General features: G+C 68.7%; 17 protein-coding genes. 7 read left to right on the top strand and 10 right to left on the bottom strand.

Translation table 11 applies throughout. The features are described 5' to 3' along the window. Nucleotides 1-106: 106 nt before the first annotated feature. The 6 genes from mmsB to araB form a co-directional block, all read right to left on the bottom strand. Nucleotides 107-1,426: a multiple monosaccharide ABC transporter permease gene (mmsB, locus tag G361_RS0116465; protein WP_019928195.1), complete on the bottom strand. Its 1,320-nt coding sequence runs from the start codon at nt 1,424-1,426 to the stop codon at nt 107-109. Then, complete coding sequence (gene mmsA / locus G361_RS0116460) at nt 1,423-2,946, bottom strand: multiple monosaccharide ABC transporter ATP-binding protein (protein WP_019928194.1); 1,524 nt, start codon at nt 2,944-2,946, stop codon at nt 1,423-1,425. The genes mmsB and mmsA overlap by 4 nt, the downstream gene beginning before the upstream one ends. A 116-nt stretch (nt 2,947-3,062) precedes the next feature. Then, the gene (gene chvE / locus G361_RS0116455) at nt 3,063-4,160 is read right to left on the bottom strand and encodes a multiple monosaccharide ABC transporter substrate-binding protein (protein ID WP_019928193.1); all 1,098 of its coding nucleotides are present in this window, start codon (nt 4,158-4,160) and stop codon (nt 3,063-3,065) included. Between the two features lie 19 nt (nt 4,161-4,179). Next, nucleotides 4,180-5,613, bottom strand: coding sequence for an L-fucose/L-arabinose isomerase family protein (locus G361_RS0116450; RefSeq protein WP_036494134.1), 1,434 nt, complete (start codon nt 5,611-5,613; stop codon nt 4,180-4,182). A gap of 25 nt (nt 5,614-5,638) precedes the next feature. Continuing rightward, nucleotides 5,639-6,349 carry an L-ribulose-5-phosphate 4-epimerase gene (locus G361_RS0116445; RefSeq protein WP_019928191.1) on the bottom strand — a complete coding sequence of 237 codons (711 nt, stop codon included), beginning with the start codon at nt 6,347-6,349 and terminating at the stop codon, nt 5,639-5,641. After that, the gene (gene araB, locus G361_RS0116440) at nt 6,346-8,010 is read right to left on the bottom strand and encodes a ribulokinase (RefSeq protein WP_019928190.1); all 1,665 of its coding nucleotides are present in this window, start codon (nt 8,008-8,010) and stop codon (nt 6,346-6,348) included. The genes G361_RS0116445 and araB overlap by 4 nt, the downstream gene beginning before the upstream one ends. Before the next feature lie 259 nt (nt 8,011-8,269). Here araB and G361_RS0116435 point away from each other — a divergent pair, with 259 nt between their 5' ends. The 5 genes from G361_RS0116435 (at nt 8,270) to G361_RS51610 (ending at nt 14,089) form a co-directional block, all read left to right on the top strand. Further along, the gene (locus G361_RS0116435; RefSeq protein WP_231386887.1) at nt 8,270-8,905 is read left to right on the top strand and encodes an MspA family porin; all 636 of its coding nucleotides are present in this window, start codon (nt 8,270-8,272) and stop codon (nt 8,903-8,905) included. Between the two features lie 130 nt (nt 8,906-9,035). Further along, nucleotides 9,036-10,124, top strand: coding sequence for a hypothetical protein (locus G361_RS0116430; protein ID WP_026343106.1), 1,089 nt, complete (start codon nt 9,036-9,038; stop codon nt 10,122-10,124). Nucleotides 10,125-10,127: 3 nt separating this feature from the next. Continuing rightward, complete coding sequence (locus G361_RS43850) at nt 10,128-10,604, top strand: YbaB/EbfC family nucleoid-associated protein (protein WP_019928188.1); 477 nt, start codon at nt 10,128-10,130, stop codon at nt 10,602-10,604. A 79-nt stretch (nt 10,605-10,683) separates the two neighbouring features. After that, complete coding sequence (locus G361_RS0116420; RefSeq protein WP_019928187.1) at nt 10,684-10,965, top strand: hypothetical protein; 282 nt, start codon at nt 10,684-10,686, stop codon at nt 10,963-10,965. A gap of 49 nt (nt 10,966-11,014) precedes the next feature. Further along, nucleotides 11,015-14,089 carry a hypothetical protein gene (locus G361_RS51610; protein ID WP_020647644.1) on the top strand — a complete coding sequence of 1,025 codons (3,075 nt, stop codon included), beginning with the start codon at nt 11,015-11,017 and terminating at the stop codon, nt 14,087-14,089. Nucleotides 14,090-14,102: 13 nt separating this feature from the next. On the opposite strand, the gene dnaE is transcribed toward G361_RS51610, so the two are convergent. Further along, the gene (dnaE, locus tag G361_RS0116410; RefSeq protein WP_019928186.1) at nt 14,103-17,654 is read right to left on the bottom strand and encodes a DNA polymerase III subunit alpha; all 3,552 of its coding nucleotides are present in this window, start codon (nt 17,652-17,654) and stop codon (nt 14,103-14,105) included. 369 nt (nt 17,655-18,023) lie between these two features. On the opposite strand from dnaE, the gene G361_RS43845 reads away from it, so the two are divergent. Beyond that, nucleotides 18,024-19,250: a DUF2235 domain-containing protein gene (locus tag G361_RS43845; protein ID WP_081635400.1), complete on the top strand. Its 1,227-nt coding sequence runs from the start codon at nt 18,024-18,026 to the stop codon at nt 19,248-19,250. 157 nt (nt 19,251-19,407) lie between these two features. Here the strand turns inward: G361_RS43845 and treY are convergent, their stop codons facing one another. The 3 genes from treY to G361_RS0116385 form a co-directional block, all read right to left on the bottom strand. Then, complete coding sequence (treY, locus tag G361_RS0116395; RefSeq protein ID WP_081635516.1) at nt 19,408-21,840, bottom strand: malto-oligosyltrehalose synthase; 2,433 nt, start codon at nt 21,838-21,840, stop codon at nt 19,408-19,410. 11 nt (nt 21,841-21,851) lie between these two features. After that, complete coding sequence (glgX, locus tag G361_RS0116390; RefSeq protein WP_019928182.1) at nt 21,852-23,969, bottom strand: glycogen debranching protein GlgX; 2,118 nt, start codon at nt 23,967-23,969, stop codon at nt 21,852-21,854. A 146-nt stretch (nt 23,970-24,115) separates the two neighbouring features. After that, complete coding sequence (locus tag G361_RS0116385; protein ID WP_019928181.1) at nt 24,116-25,141, bottom strand: helix-turn-helix domain-containing GNAT family N-acetyltransferase; 1,026 nt, start codon at nt 25,139-25,141, stop codon at nt 24,116-24,118. 180 nt (nt 25,142-25,321) lie between these two features. Here G361_RS0116385 and G361_RS0116380 point away from each other — a divergent pair, with 180 nt between their 5' ends. Further along, nucleotides 25,322-26,590: an adenosylmethionine--8-amino-7-oxononanoate transaminase gene (locus G361_RS0116380; RefSeq protein WP_019928180.1), complete on the top strand. Its 1,269-nt coding sequence runs from the start codon at nt 25,322-25,324 to the stop codon at nt 26,588-26,590. The last annotated feature ends 10 nt before the right edge of the window (nt 26,591-26,600 follow it).

The following is a 26,600-nucleotide window of genomic DNA, read 5'->3' as shown; positions in this document are numbered from 1 at the left end:
GCGTGAATGCCGGGGCGATTCCCCGCCGCGTGCGATACGGCGGGGAACCGCTCCGTCGGGCGGTACGTGCGGGACTACGGCCGCGAGCGCGGGGCGGCCGTACCGCTCACGAGGCCGCGCGCTTCTTGTTGTAGACGTCGAAGGCGACCGCCGCCAGCAGCACCAGGCCCTTGATCACCTGTTGCCAGTCGCTGCCGACGCCGAGCATGGACATGCCGTTGTTCATCACGCCCATGACCAGTGCGCCGACGATCGCGCCGACCACGGTGCCGATACCGCCGCCGGCCGACGCGCCGCCGACGAAAGCCGCTGCGATGGCGTCCAATTCGAAGTTCTGCCCGGCCTTCGGGGTGGCGTCGCCGAGCCGGGCGGCGAAGATGATGCCCGCCAGCGCCGCCAGCACGCCCATGTTCACGAACACCCAGAAGGTGTTGCCGCGGGTGTTGACGCCGGACAGCTGCGCGGCCTTCTCGTTACCGCCCACCGCGTAGATGCGGCGGCCGATCACCGTGCGGTTCATCACGAACGAGTAGGCCAGGATCAGCGCCACCAGGATGAGCCCGATGATCGGAATTCCGTTGTAGGAGGCCAGGACATAGGCGAACGCGCCGATCACCACGCCGAGCGCGACCATCTTCGCGACGAACAGCGAACGCGGCCCGGCCGGCAGCCCGTACGAGCGCCGCCGCCGGCGCACCCGCAGCTGCTGCCACACCAGCGCCGCGATCGAGGCGATACCGAGCAGCACGGTGATCCCGTGCAGATCGCCGACCACCAGATGCACCACGATGCCGTGCCGGAATCCGTCGAACACCACCGCGTGGATCGGCAGCCAGTTCGGCACGTAGCCCGCCGCGATGTTGACGAAGCCCTGCGGGAACGGGCCGATCGACTGGCCCTGCAACACCAGCTGCGCCAGTCCGCGGAACAGCAGCATGCCGCCGAGCGTCACGATGAAGGCCGGGATCTTCACGTAGGCGATCCAATACCCTTGCCACACACCGATCACCGCGCCGAGCAGCAGTCCGGCGACCACCACCACCGGCCACGGCCAGTGCCAGTGCACGATCGCGATGCCGGTGAGCGCGCCGACCAGCGCGCAGACCGAACCCACCGACAGGTCGATGTGCCCGTTGATGATCACCAGCATCATGCCGACGGCCAGCACCAGGATGTAGCCGTTCTGCAGGATCACGTTGGTGACGTTGAGCGGGGTCAGCAGGCTGACGCCGTCGGAGAGCTTCACCGTGGTGAGGATCTGGAACAGCACCACGATCGCGATCAGCGCCACCGTCATGCCGTACTGACGGACGTTGCCGCGCAACGTCTTCCGCAGCGCGGCCAGCGCGCCGGTCTGGTTCCCGGCGGTGGCCGCGACGATCTCGTCGGCGTTCTCGCCCTCGGTGATCAGATCCTGCAGGGTCACGACGGCACCGCCTCGGCCGTACCGGTTCCGGTCATCAATCTCATCACTGCCTCCTGGGTCGCTTCGGCTCGCGGCAGCTCACCGGTGATGCGGCCGGCGCTCATCGCGTAGATGCGGTCGCACAGGCCCAGCAGTTCCGGGAGTTCCGACGAAATGACCAGCACGCCTTTGCCTTCCGTGGCCAGCTGCTGGATGATCGAATAGATCTCGTATTTGGCGCCGACATCGATGCCGCGGGTGGGCTCGTCGAGGATCAGCAGTTCCGGTTCGGTGAAGATCCACTTGCCCAGCACCACCTTCTGCTGATTGCCGCCGGAGAGGTTGCCGACCTTCTGGAACACCGTGGGCGTCTTCACCGTCAGCCGGGTGCGCAGCAACTCCGCCGCCGCCACCTCGCGATGGGTGTCGATCACCGAACGGGTCGACACCGCAGCGAGATTCGCCAGTGTCATGTTGCGGCGGATGTCCTCCTCCAGGATCAGCCCGTACTGTTTGCGATCCTCGGAGACGTAGGCGATACCGGCCGCGATGGCGTCGCGCACCGTCGAGAGTTTCAGCGGCACACCGTCCTTGCGCACGGTGCCGCGGATGTTGCGGCCGTAGGAGCGGCCGAACACGCTCATCGCCAGTTCGGTGCGCCCGGCGCCCATCAGCCCGGCGATGCCGACGATCTCGCCGCGCCGGACCCGCAGCGCCGCGTCGCGCACCACCTGCCGGCCCGCGATCGTCGGGTGATCCACGGTCCAGCCCTCGAGTTCGAACAGCACCTCGCCGATCCGCGGTTCCGGCCGCGGCGGGAAACGGTGGTCGAGGTCGCGGCCGACCATGCCCTTGATGATCCGGTCCTCGGTCACCGCGGTGGCGGCCAGCGTCTCGATGGTCCGCCCGTCGCGCAGGATCGTGACGGTATCGGCCACCGCCAGTACCTCGTTCAGCTTGTGTGAGATCAGGATCGAGGTGATTCCCTGTGCGCGTAGCTCTTTCAGCAGCGCCAGCAGGGCCGCGCTGTCGGTCTCGTTGAGCGCCGCGGTGGGTTCGTCCAGGATCAGCAGGCGGACCTGTTTCGCCAGCGCCTTGGCGATCTCGACCAGCTGCTGTTTGCCGACACCCAGGGTGCCGACCCGAGTTTCGGGATCCTCGATCAGCCCGACCCGGGTCATCAGCAGCATCGCCTGCCGATTGGTCTCCTGCCAGTCCACCGTGCCGGCCCGGCCGCGCTCGTTGCCCAGGAAGATGTTCTCCGCGATGGACAGCTGCGGTACCAGCGCCAGTTCCTGGTGGATGATCACGATGCCGGCGGCCTCGCTGTGCCGGATGTCGCGGAACGCCATCTCCGTGCCGTCCATCCGGATCGCGCCGGAATAGGCGCCGTGCGGGTACACCCCGGACAGCACCTTCATCAACGTCGACTTCCCGGCGCCGTTCTCCCCGACGAGCGCGTGGATCTCGCCGCGGGTGACCTCGAAATCGACCTCGTCCAGGGCCTTGACCCCCGGGAATTCCATGGTGATCGAGCGCATTTCGAGAATGTGCTGCGTCACGCCTCGCCTGCCTCTCTGCGGACCCCGGGAGCCGCCCCTCATCACGGCCGGCTCCCGGGCACCCGAACGTCTTCCCGCGGCAACGGGATTCGGGTTCAGGCGAAGTCCTTCTCGCTGTAGTAACCGCTGTCGATCAGGACCTGCTTGTAGTTGGCCTTGTCCACCGCCACCGGCTGCAGCAGATAGGACGGGACCTTCTTCTTGCCGTTGTCGTAGGAGTTGGTGTCGTTGACCTCGGGGGAGCCGCCGGTGAGGATGGCGTTGGTCATCTGCACCGCGGCCTTGGCCAGCTGCCGGGTGTCCTTGAACACCGTCATGGTCTGCTCGCCGGCGATGATCGACTTCACCGACGCCTTCTCCGCGTCCTGACCGGTGACGATCGGAATCTTCTTGTCGCCCTTGCCGTATCCGACGGCCTTGAGCGCGGAGAGGATGCCGATGGACAGGCCGTCGTAGGGCGACAGCACCGCGTCGACGGTGGCGTTGGAGTAGTTGGCCGACAGCAGGTTCTCCATCCGGGCCTGCGCGGTGGCGCCGTCCCAGCGCAGCGTGGTCACCTGGTCCACGTTGGTCTGGCCGGAGCGCACCACCAGCTTGCCGGCGGCGATGAGCGGCTTCAGCACCGACATCGCGCCGTCGAAGAAGAAGTAGGAGTTGTTGTCGTCCGGGGAGCCCGCGAACAGCTCGATGTTGAACGGGCCCTTGCCCTGGGCCGCGCCCAGGTGGTCCACGATGTAATTCGCTTGCAGCACACCGACCTTGAAGTTGTCGAAGGTGGCGTAGTAGTCCACGTTCGCGGTGTCGCGGATCAACCGGTCGTAGGCGACGACGGCGATCTTGGCGTCCTTGGCCTTCTGCAGCACGCCGGTCAGCGACTTGTTGTCGATGGCCGCGATCACCAGGGCCCGCACGCCCCGGGTGATCATGTTCTCCAGCTGCGACACCTGGGTCTCGATGACGTCCTCGGCGTACTGCAGATCGCTGTCGTAGCCGGCCGTCTTGAACTGGGCGACCATGTTGTTGCCGTCGGCCACCCAGCGTTCCGACGATTTGGTGGGCATCGCGATGCCGACCTTGCCGCCGGCCTGTTTCGTTGTGCCGGAACCGGAGTCGACGGAGCACGCCGCCGCGGCGAGCAGGGCGGCGGCGCCGCCGGCCGCGGCGAAGAATCCGCGGCGATTGAGTTGGGTCATCGGTGACTCCCTTGTCGGTCTATACCTGGACGAATTCGATTCCGGACAACCGGCAGAAGACCCGCCAGTCCTGCGCGTGCCGGCCCACGTTGAGCACCTGGTGGTGCGGGCCGCCCGCGGCCAGCCAGCCGTCCATGCAGGCGCGCACGCCGCTGTCGGGCCGGAACTGGCCGTAGGGCATCTCCAGTTGCGGCAGCGGGGCGGCGTCGAGCACCTCGCCCTCGGCCACCACGAGCCGGAACCGCTCCCCGCCCAGCGACACCAGACAGGCCAGGGTGGCGGGGCCGGGCCGATACCGGAACAGGAACGTCGGCGGCGCCTCCAGCCGGCCGATACCCAGTTCGCGGTGGATCAGCCGCACCGGCTCGTCGTCGCGGGCGACGCGCCAGTTCCCCTCTCCCATATGGCTCATCAGGATCGAGTCGGACGGGAAGTCCATGGCGTACATCTCGGTGAAGTGGCCCTCCCCGATCAGCTGGTGCCCGGCGTACACCATCGCCGCCGCCAGCGCGTCGCCCTCGGCGCCGTAGCCGTAGCCCTTGGCCATCAGGCTGGACGCCGCCGCCAGCGGCAGCCGCCGGAACCGGCCGTCCTCGCCGATGGCGTCGAAATGCGTGGAGTAGGCCCGATATCCGCGGTCGACGAGGATCTTCTCGATCGCCAGCTGCATCCGCGCGTGGTCCTCGCGCTCGGGCCCGGTGAGTCGCGGGTCCACCTCGAAACGCGCGTTCTCCCAGGCGATCAGCGCGTCCACCTCGGCGCCGGACACCTCGAGCGAGCCGCGGTACAGATCGCCCGGCGCGACGAACGAGATCTCCGGGCCGAGGGCGCGCAGCAGGGCGTTCTCGTCGACCCGGATATCGCCCATATCGTTCATCGCGTAGCCGAAGATGCCGACCTTCAACGACTTCCACGCCGTGACCGCCCGCGCGGACCGGGCCCAGCGGTCCACCCGCTCGGCGAATGCCGGGGCCCGCCAGTCGTCGGTGATCACCTCGAACGCGCGGTCCGCGCGCACCATCGCGTTGGCGGTGTCCTGCGCGCCGTGGATGCCCTGGTTGTAGGTCATATCGGCCATGTCCCAGGCCGCGGTCACCTGCGGTTCGGGCTGAATGTTGGCCAACAGCACCGGAAGCCGGTTCTCGTTGAACAGCCGCGCGACCCGCATCGCCGGGCCGTAGGTGAGCAGTACGACCATCACGCCGTCGAGGTCGGCGTTGACGAATTCGCGCATCACCTCCTCGGCGTCGGCGCGATCCTTGACCGGACGGCCGACGGTCCAGTCGGCGACGTCGGCGAGCCGGTCCGCGATGTCGCGCGCGTAGCCGGCCTGGCGGTCGGTGATACCGGGAATCATGTGGTCGTACAGCGCCTGCATGATGCCGAGCAGGCCGATGCGCGGTTTGCGCAGGGGCACACCGGATTCGGTGTCCACGGGGGCAACGGATGTCATCGATCGGCTCCTTCGGCGGCCGCGCTCAGCGCTGGCCGTAGACGTTCTGGTAGCGGTCGTAGAGGCGGTCCACGTCGGCCTGCGGCAGCGGCGGCGCGGCGCCGAGTTGCCGGGCGATGTGCACCGTGCGGGCCACGTCCTCGCACATCACCGCCGCCTTCACCGCGGCGCGCGCGCTGCCGCCGAGGGCGAATACGCCGTGGCTGCGCAACAGCACCGCCGGAGAACGATGTCCGGCAAGGGTTTCCACCACCACCCGGCCGATATCGGCGTTGCCGATGAGGGCGAACGGGCCGACCGGGATCTCGCCGCCGAATTCGTCGGCCATCGCGGTGAGCGCGCAGGGGATCGCCTCGCCGCGCGCCGCCCAGGCGCTGGCGTAGGTGGAATGGGTGTGCACGACGCCGCCGACGTGCGGCATCGACCGGTAGATGTGGGCGTGCGCGGCCGTATCGCTGGACGGGGACAGCTGCCCCTCGACCGGATTCCCGTCCAGGTCGCAGACGACCATCGACTCCGGGGTCAGGTCGTCGTAGGACACGCCGCTGGGCTTGATGACCAGCAGATCAGCGCCGGGCACCCGGGCCGAGACGTTGCCGGCGGTCCACACCACCAGGCCCCAGCGGATCAGCTCCCGGTGCAGGTCGACGAGATGTGTTCGCAGGCGGTCGATCTCGCTGACGCTGGGTTTTTCGTGGCGGTGCTCCGCTGCCGCCTCCGGCCCGGTTCCACTCATGCGGTGCCCTCCTTGCGGGCCTCGTTGCGGATGCGGCGCAGGCGGTGCAGCACGTCGTTGCCGCCGCGGCCGAAATGGTCGTGCAGGCGCCGATATTCGGCGTAGAGCGCGTCGTAGGCGGCGGCCCGGTCCGGATCGGGCAGATAGGCGGCGCGGCGCACCCGGCCCATCGCCGCCGACGCGGTCCGCACGTCCGGATAGGCGTCCGCGGCGACGGCCGCGTGGATCGCCGAGCCCAGCGCCGGGCCCTGTTCGGAGTCCAGGACCGACAGCGGCAGCCGGGTGACATCGGCGTAGATCTGCATCAGCAGCGCGTTCTTCAGCAGGCCGCCGGCGACGATCAACTCCCGGACCGCGACGCCCGCCGCCTCGAAAGCGTCGATGATGACGCGGGTTCCGAAGGCGGTGGCCTCCAGCAGCGCCCGGTAGACGTCCTCGGGGGCGGTGGCCAGCGTCAGGCCGACGACCACCCCGGACAGGTCGTGGTCGACCAGCACCGAGCGGTTGCCGTTGTGCCAGTCCAGCGCGATCAGCCCGTGCTCGCCCACGCGCTGCCGCGCGGCTAGCTCGGTCAGATGTTCGTGCGGATCCAGCCCCAGCGCCGCGGCCCGCTCGGCGTACGACCGCGGCAGCGAGGAGTCCACGAACCAGGCGAAGACATCGCCGACACCGCTCTGCCCGGCCTCGTAACCCCAACTGCCCGAGACGATTCCGCCGTCGACCACACCGCACATGCCGGGCACCTCGGCGAGCCGGTCGGCGTTCATGACGTGGCAGGTGGAGGTGCCCATCACCGCGAGCATCCGGCCGTCGGCCACGGCCTGCGCGGCGGGTGCGGTCACGTGCGCGTCGACGTTGCCGACGGCCACCGCGATCCCGGGACGCAGCCCGGTCCACTCCGCCGCCACCGCGGTGAGGCCGCCGGCCCGGGCGCCCAGCGGGGACAGCGGGTGCGCGAGTTTGCCGACGAAATCGGCGAATCCGGGATTCAGGGCGGCGAGGTAGTCCCGGCCGGGCCACGCGCCGTCCTGATGGATGCCCTTGTACCCGGCGGTGCACACGTTGCGGGTCTCCACGCCGGCCAGCTGCCACACGATCCAGTCCGCCGCTTCGATGAAACGCGCTGCGGCGGCATAGATTTCGGGATCCTCCTCAAGCAGTTGCAGGCCCTTGGCGAACTCCCACTCCGCGGAGATGCGGCCGCCGTAGCGGCCGATCCACGGCTCGTCCCGGTCGTGGGCCAGCGCGTTGATCCGATCGGCCTGGCCCTGGGCGGCGTGGTGCTTCCACAATTTGGGGTAGGCGTGCGGCCGGTCGGCGTACTCCGGCAGTCGGCACAGCGGCGTCCCGTCGGCGAGCGCGGGCAGTACCGTGCAGGCGGTGAAATCGGTGGCGATGCCGACGATGTCATCCGGATCGACACCCGCCGCCGCGACCGCCGCGGGTACCGCGCCGCGCAGGACGTCGAGGTAGTCCCCGGGATCCTGCAATGCCCAATCCGGTGGCAGGGCCGCCCCGGAGGCCGGCAGGGTGCGGTCGATGACGCCGTGGCGATATCCGGTGACGGCGGTGCCCAGCTCGGCCCCGTCCCGCACGCGGACCACCAGCGCACGGCCGGACAGTGTGCCGAAATCGACACCGACCACGTACTTGTCGGTCATGCATTGCTCCCAGCTATGTTAACGCGCACATTGTTACCTGGGACACTGGTCAAGTGTCAAGATATGTCCGGATCCACCGGTGCGGATCAGCGGTTTCGGGTGCGGCGCAGCCGAATTGAAGCGTAAAATGGACAGTGGCCGACTGTGTCCCGAAATCGGTCCCGAACAGGCGGTGTGAGCGTTCACAACCGTGAATCGATGGTCGAACGCCCGCGTGTCCGCGGATGTGAAACAGCCATCGGCTATTAAAGTCCAGCCCATGAGGTTCGGGGCGAGACGGATGACGATGATGGGGCTGGTCGCCGCCACCGTCGCGGTCGGCGCAGGATCGGCACCGCCTGCCGTCGCGGACATCATGCCGATGGCGCCGCACGAGCGGTCCTTCGAATCACCGTTCGGCAGCTTCACCGTCGGCACCCGGGACGAGACGGTCAACCGGCTACCGCCGATCAACATGGTCGGCACCACGCGCGAGGCGTTCGTCAGCCTCGTCTCCTACGCCAGTATCGAGGGTCCCGCGGGGGGTGTGCTGCGCACCGGGTACCACGTGGGGTGCGCGGTCGCGGTCACCCTCGCCACGCTCGGCAGTCAGTCCGAGGAACTGGGGGGTTTCGTCTACACCCCCGGCGCCACCAACCCGTGGACCTTCAACGGATACCTGGCCCCCGAGCCGCTGGCGACGGTCAACATCGCGCCCGGCGAGGTGAAGGAAGTGCAACTCGCCGAGAAGGAACTGATCCCGGGCAAGACCGTCTCCACGATCATCCGCGACTTCCACATCATCGTGAACTCCTGCGAGGGACCGGTCACCATTCGCGAATATGCCTACGTGTACGCGAAATCCGCCGAGGTCGACGACAGCGGTGCGATCTTCGGCGACCCGACCTGGCTGTGACCGCCGCGGCGAGTTCCCATCGCTGGCAATAGTTGCGCGGGTTCCCCGATGTGCGGCAGAGTCCACACTGGTGCGGAGTCGTTGCCGACATGTTCACCGCCGACACCCAGCCGGATGAGGACGAGTGCGTATGGCCGACATCTTCACGGTCGACCCATCGGAAATTGCCGCGCAGGCCCCGATTTATCGAGGCGCCGGTGCCGACCTGACCACAGCGTTGTCACGGCTGCAATCGGTCCTGGCCGCCGAAGGGCGATGCTGGGGTGACGACGATCCCGGCCGCCAGTTCGCACAGACCTACCAGCCCGATGCCGACGAGACCATCCGGAATGTCGCCGGCCTCGCCGAGATCCTCCAACGGACCGGCGGTAACCTCGCCGCTACCGCGGACTCGTTCGACCGGCAGGACGACATCGGCGGCCGGGCGGTGTCCCGCGAGGGCGACCGGGCCGCGGTCGGGCCGGGGAACACCACGACGGGATTGTCCACCGCCACCGGACTTCCCACCGCCACCGGGTTGCCGGCCACGGCGGCCACCGTCGCGCCGTCCGCGGTCGCCCGGCCGGGATATTCCGGTGCGGCGAGCCCGGGTCGTCCCGCCGTGAGCGCCGCACCGAACTCGTGGCTCGCCGGCACCGCGGCACCGAATTCCGGTGCGAGCGGATCCCGCGCGCCGACCGGATCCGGGCCCGGGGTGACGGCGCCGGGATCGTCGACTCCGGCCGGGTCACCGGGCGGATCGGCACCCGGCAGGGGTTCCGGAGCGACGGATCAGCGTGGCGGAGAGGCCGGTTCGTCGCGTGGTGCCGCCGCGGCGAATGCGGCAGCGGCAGGCCCGGCCCGGCCCGCCGGTCCGATCACGGTGGGACCGTCGGGCGTCGATACGTCCGGCCCGACGGTCGCGGGCGAGAGCGTCGCGGCGACGGTGGCCGGCCCACGCTCACCCGCTGTCGCGGACCCGGACCGGGACCCGATGCCGCGCAACCCCTGGGCCCGTCCCCGACCCGCACGCCGCAAGGACAAGGACGATCGGCGAACGAAGAAGCCGCAACCCGGCGAGTCGCCCGAGCCGGTGAACTCGGTCGACGCCATCCCGGACGCATCGGCCGCCGAGCCCGGACCGCGGGTGACCGTCACCCGTTCGGGCGGCGCGACCCCGTGGTCCGCATCGACACGCACCGCACCCGCCCCGGCCCCGCGCACCACTGGTGAAGGATGAACGATGTCCGCATTCGACCGGCCGGACACGGCCGAATTACAGGCCGCCGCGGCGGAGATGAAGCGGCTCACGGATTCGCTGCTCGACGGGCTCGATCAGCAGCGTGCCGACCTGCCCGGCGTCGTCGAGCGATTGTCGCGCTCCCGCTCGTCGGTATGGTCGTCCGATCGGCTGGCCGAAGTGGTGGTGGACGCCTACGGGATCGTGGTCGAGGTGCGGTTGGCCGCGAATGCCTACCAGGCGGCGCCACCCGCGCGGCTGGCCGCATCGATCACCGAGGCGGCCCGGTCCGCGGCGCTCGCGGCACAGCAGCAGCGCGCCGAGATCACCGCACCCCTCACCGGAGTCGTGGAAGCTCTGCCCGACCTTCCGGATCTGTTTCCCGGGGCGCCGAGCCTGCGCGAGATCCGGGACATTGTCACCGCGGCCGCCCGTCCCGTCGCTACACCGGCACCGGAAGACGATTCCGAGGACGAATAGCGTCCGGGGACGAGAAGAATCATTCGTTCGTGCCCAGTAAAGTTGTGGCGACGCACGCACAACCACGGTCGGGGAGATCATGGACTTCGAGCAGTACCTGAACGAACCGGTCACCCTGTTCGGAGTTGCGGACAATGTCGACGACAGGGCCGTATTGTGGTGCGGGCCCAGGGATCTGGTATTCATTTCCGGCCTGTCCGAATGGGCCGCGGACGAGGTGAACCTCGGATTCGAGGTTTCGGGTACGCTGATCGCCGAGGGCGACGACGCCGATCTGCGCAACGAATATGGTGAGGCAATGCATGGTATCGGTCGCCGTTACCTCGTCCGAGACGCGATATGGGAGCGTATTTCCGACTGAGAGGTGACGGTCGGCGCGGCCGGAACGAGGCGCGAGGTCGGTACTGTCGATGACGCTCACGATTCCGCCCGAAATCCCCTCCTGGGTGGTCACGGCGGTGGCTGGACCGTGGCCGCAGGGCGACGAGGACGCGATGCGCCGGGTGGGCCATGCATGGATCGAACTCGGCGATGTCATCGCCGGGGTGGCCGAATTGACCGGCGCCGCACGGAAGAACGCATTGACCGCCATCTCCGGGGAGACCGGCAAGGCACTGACGGCGCACGGGATCGACCTCGACGGTGATCTGGGGACCGCCGTGCGAAAGTGTTACAGCCTCGGCGAACAATTACTGAACAATGCGCTGCTCACGGAGTACACGAAGTACGTGATCATCGGGTCGATGGTGGCCTTGGTGGCACAACTGGCCGTCGACGCGTTCGCCCCCGGTATCGGTGAAGTGGAGGGTACCGCGGCGACCGCGGCAACGCGGATCACCATCCGCGCGGCGGTCCGGGATCTGGTCGGGAAACTCGGACAGGACGGTGCTCGTGCCGCCGCCGCCCGGCTCGGGAAAATGATCCTCTCCCGGGGCGTCACCCTCGGTGCGATACAAGGCGGATTGATTCCGCTCGGGGCCGAAGCCGCACAGATGGTCCAGGGCAACCGGCGATGGAGCGATTTCGACTGGCGTGAAATCGGGTTGGGTGTGCTCGCCGGTGGCGCGGCCGGGCTGGCCGGCGAGGTCCTCGGTGGCCGGACGATATCGGGAATGAACCGGCTGCTCTCGAATGCCGAAGGTCGTAATTTCGTGCGGTCGCCGTTTCTGGGTCGCGCGATCGTCCGGTTCAGCGGTGCGGCGGTGGGTGGCGGCGCCGGCGCCGTGGCCGGCGTACTGGCCGTCGTGCCCTTCACCGGCGCACCGAATTTCAGTTGGAAAAATGTGCTGCCCGGAATCGTGGGCGGTGTGATCGGCACGATGCCGCATGCGATGCGGGTGCACGGGCCGACCGGGCCCCTGTCGCCCGGAGAGATATCGGGGCCGCATGTCGGCGATCCGCCCGGCGGGGGGAACAATTCGGTGCGGAGCGAATTCGGCGACCCGCACGATCCGCCGCCGAACTCCGGTCCGCCGCCGACCGCATCCGAAGGCGGTCGGGTCGTGCGGGACGGCGAACCTGTTGTGCAAGAGAGTGAGCCGGTCGCAGGCGACGGTAAACCCATTGTGCAGGAACGGGATACCGTCACACGCGAAGACGGAACGGTTGTTCGCGAGGGTGAGCCCGGCGTGCGGGAGGGTGAGCCGGTTGTGCGGGAGGGTGAGCCGGTTGTGCGGGAGGGTGAGCCGGTTGTGCGGGAGGGTGAGCCCGTTGTGCGGGAGGGCGAACCCGTTGTGCGGGAGGGCGAACCCGTTGTGCGAGAAGGTGAACCCGTTGTGCGGGAGGGTGAGCCGGTTGTGCGGGAGGGTGAACCCGTTGTGCGGGAGGGTGAGCCGGTTGTGCGGGAGGGTGAACCCGTTGTGCGGGAAGGTGAGCCGGTTGTGCGGGAGGGCGAACCCGTTGTGCGGGAGGGTGAGCCGGTTGTGCGGGAGGGTGAACCCGTTGTGCGGGAGGGTGAGCCGGTTGTGCGGGAAGGTGAGCCCGTTGTGCGGGAGAGTGAACCGGTTGTGCGGGAGGGTGAACCCGTTGTGCGAGAAGGTGAACCGCTCGTATCCGAAGGTACGCCCGTCCCTCGGGATGGCGGCGAAAGTGGGCCCGTCGTCGGTGCGGATCGGGCACCTGTCGGCGAGAGCGGGCCTCGTGGTCGTGTCGGTGAGGTGACGCTGCCGGGGGCGGTCGCGGAAGGGACGTTCGTCGGGCGGGTGAGCGCCGAAGGTGTGCCCGACAGCCGCGCCGGTGTGGTCAGCGCGCCTGCCGAGCGCGCCGGTGAGGTGCCGCCGCGGGTCGACCGGTCCGGTGCCGAGGAGGTACCGGCGGAGCGGATTCCCCCTGCGGAGACCGAGGCCGAGCAGACCAGGGATCTGGGGGTGCTCCGGGGAGTTCGGGAAGGGGAACTCCAAGTCGAGGGTAATTGGCACGAGCGCGAACTGATGCCGCCGCTCGACGACACCCGAGCGGTCTATCTGAAGGACGATTTCATCAGGTTGTGGGAGAACAAGATCGGCCGATCGCTGAACGGTATCGAAATCACGACGCTCGAGCGCGGCTGCATCGGTGTGAGCATGTTGCACCTGGGCCGGGATCAGGCCAGCCCGCCGATGAATCTGGCCTTCAGTGATCCGGCGACGCACTTCGATATCTACCGATCAGAGAAGGCTCTCGGTTCGCTGGATCGGGCGAACGCCGGAGTGAACAACTTCACGCGCTGGCTCGAGACGGCGAGAACCGAACTGGAGAACGCGCGGAATGCTCCCGGAGCGACGAGAGGATCTCCGGAGGTCCGGCAGGCCCAGGAGCGGGTGGACTATTACGAGAAGGAACTGGCGAGATACCGCAAGGAGGCCCGTGACCTGGTTCTGAAAATATCGGAAGACGATCGGACGGCCCTGGCCGACGAGCGTCTGGCGGCCAAACTGGAACACGGTACGAGAACCAAGGAACTGGTGCTGGACTACAAGCACAGATTCGAGGAGATCCTGGCCCGGCAGCCCGCCACCAGGGAGGATTTCCTCGCCGCCGTCCGGGCGGATCCGGTGCTCGGCCGCCTGAGCGGAGTCGATCAGTATCTGCCCGGCGGCAGTCCCTCGGAATGGGATGTGGTCATGTTCGCCAAGCACTTCTACTCCGGCCAGGATTATCTCCGGGGCCCGAACGGAGAGTACTACCGCGACAACGACGGAAATTGGCAGACGGTCGCCACCGACCCGAATCCCGCTGCGTTCACACCGAATTCGGAGACCGGTCAGGTCGACATGTCGAGAGATCTCTTCCAGCCGAAGGGCTGGGGCATCTGCAATTTCGACTACGGGTTGTATCTGGAGGAGAGCGACAGCTGGCTCAGCGGCAACCATATGGAGTACAAGGATCCGCAGCAGCGAGCATCCGACCCGATGCGCGTGATCCATCAGGTGGACAGCCGCTTCCACAGCTACGGCCAGAGCTACGACAGTGCGGTGATCGGGCTGGCGTTCCGCCGCATCATGTGATCCGGTCGTCGCCTCAGCTCGCCAGGCAGCCCGGCCCGAGCAGTGCCTTCAGGTCGCCCATCAATGCCGACGACGGGGAGACCCGGAGGCTGTCGGAAACCTTCAGCAGGGTGGTCTTCTCGCGGGAACCGATGTGGCGGATGTGGACGTCGGCGGTGCCGGGGTGGCTGGAGAGGACCCGTTTGAGGGCGCTGAGTTTGTCGGGGGTGCACAGGCGGGTGGGGATGATGACCGACAGGGGCTTCTCCACGCCGATGGCCGACAGGTCGGGGACGACCAGATCGTTGGCGATCAGGGAGATGCGGTCGTCGCGGGCGGAGACGCGGGCCTTCACCAGGACCACCGCGTCCTCGGTGACGTCCATACCGTAGACCGAGTACGACTGCGGGAAGAACAGCACCTCGATACCACCGGAGAGATCCTCCAATTGGGCCGAGGCCCAGGGCATTCCGTTCTTGTTGATGCGGCGGGTGACCGAGGCGAAGATGCCGCCGACGGTGACCTGGGTGCCGTCCTTGATATCGCCGCCGAGGATGGTCGGGATCTGGGTGTCGGACTGCGCGTTGAGAACATGGGCGACGCCGTCGAGCGGATGGCCGGAGACGTAGAGCCCCAGCATCTCCCGCTCCAGGGCGAGTTTGTGCTTGGTCTCCCACTCCTCGTCGGGGACCTTCACGTCGAAGACGCCGGCGACCGAGTCGTCGCCGTCGTCGAGGCCGCCGAACAGGTCGAACTGGCCGATCGCCTCGGCCTTCTTGGTGGCCATCACGGCGTCGATGGCGTCGGAGTGCACCAGCAGCAGGCCCTTGCGCGGATGGCCCAGTGAGTCGAAAGCGCCTGCCTTGATCAAGGATTCGGCGACCTTCTTGGTGCAGGCCACGGCGTCGATCTTGTTCAGGTAGTCGGAGAAGTCGGTGAACTTCGACTTGTCCTTGCGGGCGGCGATGATCGAGGCCACCACGTTGGCGCCGACGTTGCGGACCGCGCCCATGCCGAAGCGGATGTCGTTGCCGACCGAGGCGAAGTTGTGCTCGGACTCGTTGACGTCCGGCGGCAGCACCTGGATGCCCAGATGGCGGCAGTCGGCCAGATAGACCGCGGCCTTGTCCTTGTCGTCGCCGACGGAGGTCAGCAGGCCCGCCATGTATTCGGCCGGATAGTTGGCCTTCAGATACGCCGTCCAGAACGACACCAGGCCGTAGCCGGCGGCGTGCGATTTGTTGAACGCGTATCCGGCGAACGGGAGGATGGTGTCCCACAGCGCCTTGATCGCGGGCTTGGAGAAACCGTTCTCCAGCATGCCCTTCTCGAAGCCCTCGAATTCGGCCTCGAGTACCTCGGCCTTCTTCTTACCCATCGCGCGGCGCAGGATGTCGGCCCGGCCGAGCGAATATCCGGCGACCTTCTGCGCGATCTGCATGATCTGCTCCTGATACACGATCAGGCCGTAGGTGTCGCGCAGGATGTCCTTCAGCGGCTCTTCGAGCTCGGGGTGGATCGGCTTGACCTCTTGCCGGGCGTTCTTGCGGTCGGCGTAGTCGTTGTGGGCGTTCATGCCCATCGGGCCGGGACGGTACAGCGCGAGCACCGCGACGATGTCCTCGAAACCGGTGGGTTGCATGCGGCGCAGCAGATCTCGCATCGCGCCGCCGTCGAGCTGGAACACGCCCAGGGTGTCGCCGCGGGCCAGCAGTTCGTAGGTGGGCGGATCCTCCAGCGGCAGTGTGTCCAGGTCCAGGTCGATACCGCGGTTGGCCTTGATGTTCTCCAGGGCGTCACCGATGACGGTGAGGTTGCGCAGGCCCAGGAAGTCCATCTTCAACAGGCCGATGGCCTCGCAGGAGGGATAGTCCCAGCCGGTGATGATCGCGCCGTCCTGCGGCCGCTTCCAGACCGGGATCGCGTCCATCAGCGGCTCGGAGGACATGATGACCGCGCAGGCGTGCACGCCGGCGTTGCGGATCAGGCCCTCGAGGCCGCGAGCGGTCTCGTAGATCTTGGCGACGTCCGGGTTGGTGTTGATGAGCTCCCGGACCTCGGCGGCCTCCTTGAACCGCTCGTGCTCGGGATCCATGATGCCCGACAGCGGAATGTCCTTGGCCATGATCGGCGGCGGCAGCGCCTTCGAGATCTGGTCGGCGATCGCGAAACCCGGCTGGCCGAACTGCACACGGGCCGAATCCTTCAGCGCCGCTTTGGTTTTAATCGTACCGAAGGTGATCACCTGGGCGACCCGGTCGCTGCCCCACTTGTCGGTGGCGTAGCGCACCATCTCACCGCGGCGGCGATCGTCGAAGTCGATATCGATATCGGGCATCGACACGCGCTCGGGGTTGAGGAACCGCTCGAACAGCAGGCCGTGCGGGATCGGGTCGATATTGGTGATACCCATCGCGTAGGCGACCAGCGAACCGGCCGCCGAACCGCGGCCCGGTCCGACGCTGATGCCGACCTCGCGGGCGTGGCTGATCAGGTCGCCGACGACGAGGAAGTACGCGGGGAAGCCCATCTCGATGATGACGCTGAGCTCGTAGTCGGCGCGGTCGAGATATTCCTGCGGCGGGCCGGCGGGGAAGCGGCGGTCGAGGCCGCGCAGCACCTCGCGGCGCAGCCAGGACGACTGCGTCTCGCCCTCGGGGACCGGGAAGATCGGCATCCGGTCGCGGTGCGCCCAGACGTCGTCGTAGGGCTGCACCCGCTCGCCGATGTGGACGGTGTTGTCGCAGGCGCCGGGCACCTCGTCGTCCCAGATCGCGCGCATGTCGTCGGCGGATTTCAGGAAGTAGCCGGAGCCGTCGAACTTGAACCGGGCCGGATCCGACAGCGTCTTGCCGGTCTGCACGCACAGCAGCGCTTCGTGGTTGGCCGAATCCGATTCGAACACGTAGTGGCAGTCGTTGGTGGCCAGCGGCGGGATGTCGAGCTTGCGGCCGACCTCGATCAGGCCCTCGCGCACCCGCCGCTCGATGGACAGGCCGTGGTCCATCACCTCGAGGAAGAAGTTCTCCTTGCCGAAGATCTCCTGCCACTTGGCCGCCGCCTCCAGCGCCTCGCGCTCGTGGCCGAGCCGCAGCCGGGTCTGCACCTCGCCGGAGGGGCAGCCGGTGGTGGCGATGATGCCCTCGGCGTGCGCGGCGATGATGTCGGCGTCCATGCGGGCCCACTTGCCGAGCTGGCCCTCGATGGAGGCCAGCGACGACAGCTTGAACAGATTGCGCAGGCCGGTCGCGTTCTCGGCGACCATGGTCATGTGGGTGTAGGCGCCGGAACCGGAGATATCGTCGCTCTTCTGGCTCGGGTCGCCCCACCGCACGCGCTTGGAGTCGAACCGGGAGCCGGGCGCGATGTACGCCTCGATGCCGACGATCGGCTTGACGCCGTACTTCTTGGCGGTGTTGTAGAACTCCGAAGCGCCGTACATGTTTCCGTGGTCGGACATGCCGACCGCGGACATCCCCAGCCGCTGCGCCTCCTTGAACAGGGGCGTGATCTTCGCCGCGCCGTCGAGCATCGAGTACTCGGTGTGGTTGTGCAGGTGAACGAAAGATTTCGGCGAGGCTGACACGACAGGAGAGTATGCCTCACCCCCGACAGGTTTCGGAGCCCCGGGCGGATCGTCCCAGGACCCCGGCGCGTCGCGTGGCGAAGGTCACGGCGGGGGTCCGTGCGGTTTGCCGGTGGGTCGCCGATCCGGGCATCGGCGCCGCGGTGGGACGGGGTCGTGGACGGCATCGCGCTGCCGGCCGCGGCCGTGGCCGTCGCCCTCCGGTTGCCGGCCCTGCGCTACCACCGGCGGGTGCCGCGCGCCCGCGGTTCGCTGTCGCGCCGACCCCGCGGATGCGGGCCGATCGCCGACGGAACACCCGCGGCACTGCGATCATTCGAGTAGTTCGCTACGCAGGATTCGGGTGGCCCGCAGCGAGAGGATCGGGGCATGAAACGTTTGGTGGTGTGTTGTGACGGAACCTGGGGAACCGAGAGCAACCCCACGGTGACGAACATCGTGAAGATCGCCGAGGCGGTGCGGCTGGGTACCGCGAGCGGCACGGGAGAACATGTGGGGCAACGGGTCTTCTACACCGACGGTCCCGGATCCCGCGGCTACTCGGCCGACAAATGGCTCGGCGGCGCGTTCGGACTCGGGCTGGACGCGGCGCTGGCGACCATGTACTGGCAGATCGCCCTCAATTGGGAAGAGGGCGACGAGATCTTCGTCTTCGGGTTCAGCCGCGGCGCGTTCACCGCGCGCAGCCTGGTCGGCATGATCAACCGGCTGGGCCTGCTGTCCACGGACGCGATGATCGAGCAGGCCTACCCGGAGGCGCTGGCCATCTACCGGCAGCGCAAGGCGCATCCGGACGATCCGGATCCGCCGGAGTGGGCGGCCTTCCGCGAGCGGTACTGCTCGCATCCGGTGCCGATCAAATTCGTGGGAGTATTCGACACCGTGGGCGCGATGGGCGTGCCGGGTTTCACCTCGCGCCGGTACCGGTTCCACGATCTGCGGCTGCCGCCGATCGTGCACTGCGCGCGGCAGGCGCTGGCCATCGATGAGCGGCGGCGGGTCTACGAACCGTGCCTGTGGGAGATCACCGACGAGGAAGGGGTGCGGCGGCAGCGCCACGACCGGGTGAAGCAGGTGTGGTTCACCGGCTCGCACGGCGATGTCGGCGGCGGCAACAGCGACTGCCGGCTGGCGGACATCACGCTGCGCTGGATGGTCCGTGAGGCGCGGGTCCAGGGGCTGGAATTCGATCCGGACCGGCTCGCCCGGCTGTGCGGCCCGGTGCGCGATGAGCCGGCCGGGCCGGGGACGGCGTCCGGCGGTGGCGGGGATCGCGCGGACGCCGAATCCGGGCCGCTGTTGCCGAACAAGACGCTCACCGTCGGCTACCGGATCCTGAATACCCTCGGCTGGCTGGTGAATTCGGGTAATCCGCGGTTCTACGCCGATATGTGGCGGCGGCTGGACGCACGCGGCGACCGGAAGATCTACCTGTCCTCCAGCGTGACCCCCACACCGGCCTATCACCCGCCGAATCTCCGCCGGTGGGAACAGGATCCGGGGACACCCCCGCCGGTCGAGCCGGTGCCGGGACCGGAGGAGTTCCGCCGGCCCGTGGTCGATCCCCCGGGACTGCCTGCCCCGTCGCGCGCCTGATCGTTCGCGGCGGAAAAGCTGTGCCGCTGGGCAGGACAGCGCTCGGCGGCAAGATAGCCGGGTGCGGTCCGGCGCCGGCTGCCACGTGGTGGCCGGCCGGACCGGTGTGAGGTGGCGTGCCGATTGCTGTGCGGCTCAGCGGGTCCCGGTCTCGGGTTCAGCGGACCAGCAGGGCGACCGGTAGCCGGGCGAACAGTTTCTCCATCCGGGCCGCGCTCTGGAAGGTGTGGCCGGTGAGGCGGTCGGTCCAGGTGGCGCCGTTGGGGAGGTCCATGGTGGTGTCGCCCCAGCCGGAGTCGGCCAGGCCGACGCTGTGCCGGGTGGCGGCGATGATCACCTGCGGTGGTTCGCCGGCGGGGCCGCGGCCGTAGGCGATCAGGTGCGAGGCGTGGTCGCCGCGTCCGAACATCGGGGTGTAGCCGCCGCCGACGAAACAGTCGGGGCGCTCGCGCCGCAACCACAGCGCGTACGCCACGATCCACATCTTCGCCGCGCCGGACGAGTCCACTTCCGGTGTGCTGGTGAGTGATTGGAGCATCGCCAGGCGCCGCCCGAAATCCACCGGACGGCGGTTGTCCGGATCGACGAGCGAGTCCTCCCACAGTTCGGTGCCCTGGTACACGTCCGGGATGCCGGGCCCGCACAGCTGCAACAGTTTCTGGCTGAGCCCGTCGGACCACGCGTAGGGGGCCGATTGCAGGACGAGCGTGCCGAGTTCGGCGCCGACCGGTCCGTCGATCACCGCGTCCAGCCAGTGGTGCAGCGCCGACTCGAATTCGGGATCCGGCTCCTCCCAGGAGGATCGGGTGCCTGCCTCGCGAACGGCCTTCTCCGCGAACCGATGCAGCCGTTCGCGCAGGCCGGGAACGTCGGCGGCCGCGCGGCCGTCGGCGGGCCAGATCCCGAACATGTTCTGCAACAGGAACAGTGCGCTCGCCTGGTCCGGCGGTGGGCACCGCTCCAGCCAGCCCTCGACCTCCTGCGCCCAGATGTCGGCCACCTGGGACAGCACCCCGATCCGGGCGCGGACGTCCTCACCGCGCTTGGTGTCGTGGGTGGACAGGGCGGTCATGGTGGCCGGCCAGCGTTGCGCCCGTGCGGCATTGGCGAGATGGTAGTCCAGCAGCGAGCGGCCGAACCGGTCCGGATTGCCGCCGATCTCCTGCAGCGACACCAGCCGGGCGGCCTGGTAGAACATGGTGTCCTCCACGGCCTTCGCCGCCACCGCGCCGCACACCTGGTGGAATCGCCGGGCCGCCTCGCCACCGGAGGCCAGCGCCGTCACCAGGATCGACAGCGGCACGGTGAGTTCGCTGCTGCGCTTGGCCACCTCGGCGACCACCGCGCCGATCACCCCGGCCAGCGGGGTGTAGTCGGTGCGCGCCACCGGGATGAACGACAGCACCTCGATGGTGGCGTTGGTCAGCGCCAGATCGCTGATCGGCGCGGTGTCGGACTGGGCGCCGTCGCGTTTGACCGCCGCCACCAGCCGCCGCACCTCGGGTACCAGCAGCTTCTCCGCGACCGCGCGTTTGATCCGATGTTCGGTGTCGCGGAACCAGTCCCGGTCGCTGCCGTGCCCGAGGAAGTGCTTGGACAGTTCGGTGAGCGGCGCCTCGCCGGCCGGATCCAGCATGACGCCGCCGAGTTCGTCGAGGGCGTCGTAACCGGTGGTGCCGTCGATGGGCAGGGTGGCGTCCAGCGGTTCGCGATTGGACAGCGCCTTCTCCACCAGCAGCAGCCGGTGCGGGCCGATCAACCGGCGCAGCCGTGCGAGATAGCCCGCGGGATCGGACAATCCGTCCGGATGGTCCACCCGCACGCCGTCGATCAGGTCGTGTTCGCACCAGGCGGCCAGCTCGCGGTGCGTGATGTCGAAGACGGCCGGATCCTCCTGCCGCAGCGCGGCCAGCCCCGACACCGCGAAATAGCGCCGGTACGTGCACACTCCGGCCTTCCAGCTGACCAGCCGGTAGTGCTGCCGGTCGTGGATGCGCAGCGCGTTCTCGCCGTCGGTGCCGGGAGTGATCGGGAAGCGCAGATCGTGCAGGGCCAGCATGGGTTCCGCGCCGCTGCGGTCGACGGTGAGGGCGGCCGGATCGTTGTCGTTCTGCAGCACCGGCAGCGCGAGCCGGCCGCCGGCGCCGTTGCCGGTGCTCCAGTCGATGTCGAAGAAGTGCGCGTAGGCGGACTGTTTGCCGTTGCGCAGCACATCCCACCACCACGGGTTGTGCCGCGCGTCACCGACGCCGACGTGATTGGGCACCAGATCGACGATCAGGCCCATGCCGCGACCGCGCACCTCGTCGGACAGCGCCTTCAGGCCCGGCGGCCCGCCGAGCGCGGCCGAGACGGTGGTGGGGTCGGTGACGTCGTATCCGTGCGTGGAGCCCGGCATCGCCGTCATGATCGGCGACAGGTACAGATGCGAGACACCCAGTTGCTGCAGATATTCCGCGACCGAACGGGCATCGGCCAGCGTCAGCGCGTCCGGTCGCAGTTGCAGCCGGTAGGTGCTGCGCACGGTGGTTCCACGAGCCGGCGCTGCGGGGCGCGGCGTGCGGTCCTGTCGGGTCGGAGTGTCTGTCATCTCGGTGTCGATCATGCGGTACGGCGGAGAACGAGCAGGCAGCGAGCGGGCACCCCGACCGTGACCGCGGCGGCGTAGTCCGCCGGAGCGTGCCCGGTGGCGGCCGAACAGTCCAGCGCGACCGACCATTGCAGGCCGAACGCGGTGCCGGGCAGGGTGACGTCGATGGCCTCGTCATGGGCATTGAAGCACAACAGGAACGAGTCGTCGCTGACCCGCTCCCCGCGCGGGCCCGGTTCGGCGATGGCGTCGCCGTTGAGGAATACCACCAGCGAGCGGCCGAAACCGGAATCCCAGTCGGCGTCGGTCATCTCCGTGCCCGCCGGGGTGAGCCAGGCGATGTCGCCGGGGTGCCGGTGCCCGGCGGTGGGCCGGCCGTCGAAGAAGCGGCGGCGGCGGAACACCGGATGGTCGGCGCGCAGCGCGAGTGCGGTGCGGGTGAAGTCGACCAGGTCCGAATTCTTCTGCGCCAGTGTCCAATCCATCCAGGACAGCGGGGAGTCCTGGCAGTAGGTGTTGTTGTTGCCGTGCTGGGTGCGGCCCATCTCGTCGCCGTGCAGCAGCATCGGGGTGCCCTGGGACAGCGCCAGGGTCGCGATCATGTTGCGGCTCTGCCGGTCTCGCAGCGCCAGCACCGCAGGATCGTCGGTGGGGCCCTCCACGCCGCAGTTCCAGGACCGGTTGTGGCCCTCCCCGTCCCGGTTGTCCTCGCCGTTGGCCTCGTTGTGTTTCTCGTTGTAGGACACCAGGTCCCGCAGCGTGAAGCCGTCGTGTGCGGTGACGAAGTTGATACTGGCCCAGGGTCGGCGGCCGGTCGCCTCGTAGAGATCCGAGGAGCCGGTGAGCCGATAGGCGAACTCGCCCAGGGTGGCCGGTTCGCCACGCCAGTAGTCGCGGACGGTGTCGCGGTACTTGCCGTTCCACTCCGTCCACAGCACCGGGAAGTTGCCGACCTGATAACCGCCCTCACCCACGTCCCAGGGCTCGGCGATGAGCTTCACCTGACTCACCACCGGATCCTGTTGCACCAGGTCGAAGAAGGCGGAAAGCCGGTCCACATCGTGCAATTCGCGGGCCAGGGTCGAGGCCAGATCGAACCGGAAACCGTCGACGTGCATCTGGGTGATCCAGTACCGCAACGAGTCCATGATCAGCTGCAGGGTGTGCGGGTGCCGCACGTTGAGGCTGTTGCCGGTGCCGGTGTAGTCGACGTACCGGGCCGGATCCTCCTCCGCCAGACGGTAGTACGCGGCGTTGTCGATGCCGCGCAGCGACAGCGTCGGGCCGCCGTCGCCGCCCTCACCGGTGTGGTTGTAGACGACGTCGAGGATCACCTCGATACCGGCGGCGTGCAGCGCGCGGACCATCGCCTTGAATTCGGTGACCGCGGCGCCGGCGCGCTGGTCGGCGGCGTATTCGTGGTGCGGGGCAAGGTATCCCACGCTGTTGTAGCCCCAGTACTGCCGCAGGCCCTGGTCCACCAGCATCTTGTCGTGCACGAAGGTGTGCACCGGCATCAGCTCGATCGCGGTGACGCCCAGCGAGTTCAGATGATCGATGATCGCCGGGTGGGCGATGCCGGCGTAGGTGCCGCGCAGTTCCGGGGGCACCGCCGGATGGGTCATCGTCATGCCCTTCACGTGGGCTTCGTAGATGACCGTCTCGGCGTAGGGACGTCTCGGCGGATGATCGTGGGCCCAGTCGAAGAACGGATTGATCACCACGCCGGTCATGGTGTGCCCCAGCGAATCCGCGCCGGGGGTGTACAGCGCGGGATGGTTGTCGATCCGGCCCGTGAACGCCTTGCCGTACGGGTCGAGCAGGAGTTTGGCCGGATCGCAACGCAATCCGCGATCGGGATCGTGCGGCCCGTGCATCCGGAATCCGTAGCGCTGGCCGGGGGCGATGGTGGGCACGTAGGCGTGCCACACGTAGCCGTCGACTTCCTCGAGGGGTATCCGGGACTCGGCGCCGAGGCGGTCGATCAGGCACAGCTCCACCCGCTCGGCCACTTCGGAGAACACCGAGAAGTTGGTGCCGGCTCCGTCGTAGGTCGCGCCCAGCGGATAGGCGGCGCCCGGCCAGACGCCCAGCGGCGTCGCGGCACCGGGGGGTTCGGGCAGGACCATACTTCGACCCTAACCGCCCGCCCGGGAACCGCGAGACGGGTGGGGCGGGAGTGCCGCCGATCGCCGGATTCGCCGTATTCCCGGTGTCGAAGCGAAATGGCAGGTCGTGGCGATTTCGGTGCGGAAACGCGACATCGATCACAACGCTACCCGGCGGTGACCGGCCGGAAATTCGTCCGCTCGAGGTCGAGCCGCCAGGTCTGGCCGACCAGATCCTTGCCGAAGCTGTGGTGCGGGGCCGACTCGACGAGTTCGAATCCGGCGCGCTGATAGATCCGGCGCGCGGCGGTGAGGACGTCATTGGTCCAGAGCACGACGCTGCGGTAGCCGGCGTCCGCGGCGAACCGCAGGCACGCCCCGATCAGCGCCGAGCCGACACCGAGGCCGCGCGCCGACGGTTCGACCAGCAGCAGCCGCAGCCGGGCGGTCGTGTCGTCCTCGCGCACGCAGTACACCGCGCCGACCGGCGCGCCGTCGTATTCGGCGATCCAGGCGCGCTCGCGTCCCGGCGCGCGGGTGCCGAGGTATTCGGCGACGATCCGGGCGACGAGCGTCTCGTAGCTGTCGTCCCAGCCGTATTCGGCGGCGTAGAGCGCGGCGTTGCGGGCGATCACCCAGCCGTGGTCGCCGGGGCGGGGTTCGCGCAGGATCGGTTCGCCGCCGCGGCGATCGAGGATGGATCCGACGGTCCGCATCGCCTCGACCAGCCGGGCCCGGTCGGCGGGGGAGTGCCCGGCCAGCAGTGCGGCCACGTCGCGGCTGGAGCGCTCGTTCAGATCGGCGAAGGCGGCGGCGCCGGCGTCGGTGAGCCGGACCGCCTGGCGGCGGCCGTCGCGTTCGGAACGCCGGCGGGTGACCAGGCCCAGTTCCTCGAAGCGGGCCAGGATGCGGCTGAGGTAGCCGGGATCCAGGCCCAGATCGTGGCGGAGGGTGGCGGTGTCGATGGGGCTCGGGGTCGTGGCGTCGGCGGGGCCGGTCGTCGCGGCCCGGGCGGGCGGGTTGGTGGGGCCGGCGTGGGCCAGTTCGAAGAGGACCCGGGCCTCGGTGAGGGAGTAGTCGGTCTCGACCAGATGTTCGTGCAGGACGCCGATGAGCCGGGTGTAGCGGCGGTTGAACTCGCGGACGGTCGCGATATCGGTGGCGTCGACGGTGTGGTCGGTGACGGTGTTCATGCGGGACCCCGGGTGCTCGTGCGCGGCGTGCGGGGGCGACGCCGTCGCGGGCGAATTCGTTGACTCCGTCAAAGATTAACAGCCGTGCCGTGACCGGGCGGGGTCTTGCCCGTCCCTCCGTGGTGCGTGGCCGCCTGGTAACTTGAACGCTGTTCAAGCCACCCGCGCGAAGGACTTTCCGTGCCCCTGACCTCCGACGACATCACCGCCCTCGACGCCGCCCACGTGTGGCATCCCTACGGCGGATTCCCCGCGAGCACCGAGCCGCTGATCGTGGCGTCCGCGTCCGGCACCCGGCTCACCCTCGCCGACGGCCGCGAACTCGTCGACGGCATGAGCTCGTGGTGGGCGGCCGTGCACGGGTACCGGCATCCGGTGCTGGACGCGGCGCTGGTGGCCCAGTCACAGCGGATGAGCCACGTCATGTTCGGCGGCCTCACCCACGAACCGGCGGTGCGGCTGTCGCAACTGCTGGTCCGGCTGACGCCCGCGGGGCTGGACAAGGTGTTCCTCTGCGACTCCGGCTCGGTGTCGGTGGAGGTGGCGGTCAAGATGTGCCTGCAGTATTGGCGAGCGCTCGGCCGGCCCGAGAAGCGGCGGCTGTTCACCTGGCGCGGCGGCTACCACGGCGACACCTTCACCCCGATGAGCGTCTGCGATCCGGAGGGCGGCATGCACGCGCTGTGGACCGACGTGCTGGCCGATCAGATCTTCGCCCCCGTACCGCCCGCCGAGTACCTGCCCGGCTACGTCGAGGAACTGGATCGGCTGCTGGCCGCGCATGCCGGCGAACTCGCCGCGGTGATCGTGGAACCGGTCGTACAGGGCGCCGGGGGTATGCGTTTCCACCACCCGCGCTACCTCGCCGACCTGCGCCGGTTGTGCGACGAGCACGGCGTGCTGCTGATCTTCGACGAGATCGCCACCGGATTCGGCCGCACCGGAACGTTCTTCGCCGCCGAACAGGGCGGGGTGCGGCCGGATGTGATGTGTGTCGGCAAGGCGCTCACCGGCGGATATCTGAGCCTGGCCGCGACCCTGTGCACGACGGAGATCGCCGAGGCGATCAGCGCCGCGCACGGCGGGCTGATGCACGGGCCCACCTTCATGGGCAATCCGCTGGCGTGCGCGGTCGCCGTCGCCTCCGTGGAACTGCTGCTGAGCCGGGACTGGGCCGCCGAGGTGGCGGGCATCGAGGCCGGGCTGCGCGCGGGATTGGCTGCGGCACAGGATGTTCCGGGTGTGATCGAGGTGCGCGTACACGGCGCGATCGGTGTCGTCGAACTCGACCGGCCCGTGGACATGCGCAAGGCCACCCACGCCGCGGTCGACGCCGGGGTCTGGCTGCGACCGTTCCGCAACCTCGTCTACACGATGCCGCCGTTCGTCTCGACCGCGGAGGATGTGGCGCGGATCGCGGCGGGCGTGGTCGCGGCGGCGGAGGCCTGAAAGCCGGGAC

Source organism: Nocardia sp. BMG111209, assembly GCF_000381925.1.
Classification (GTDB): domain Bacteria; phylum Actinomycetota; class Actinomycetes; order Mycobacteriales; family Mycobacteriaceae; genus Nocardia.
This window is presented reverse-complemented; position numbering and strand designations above follow the sequence as displayed.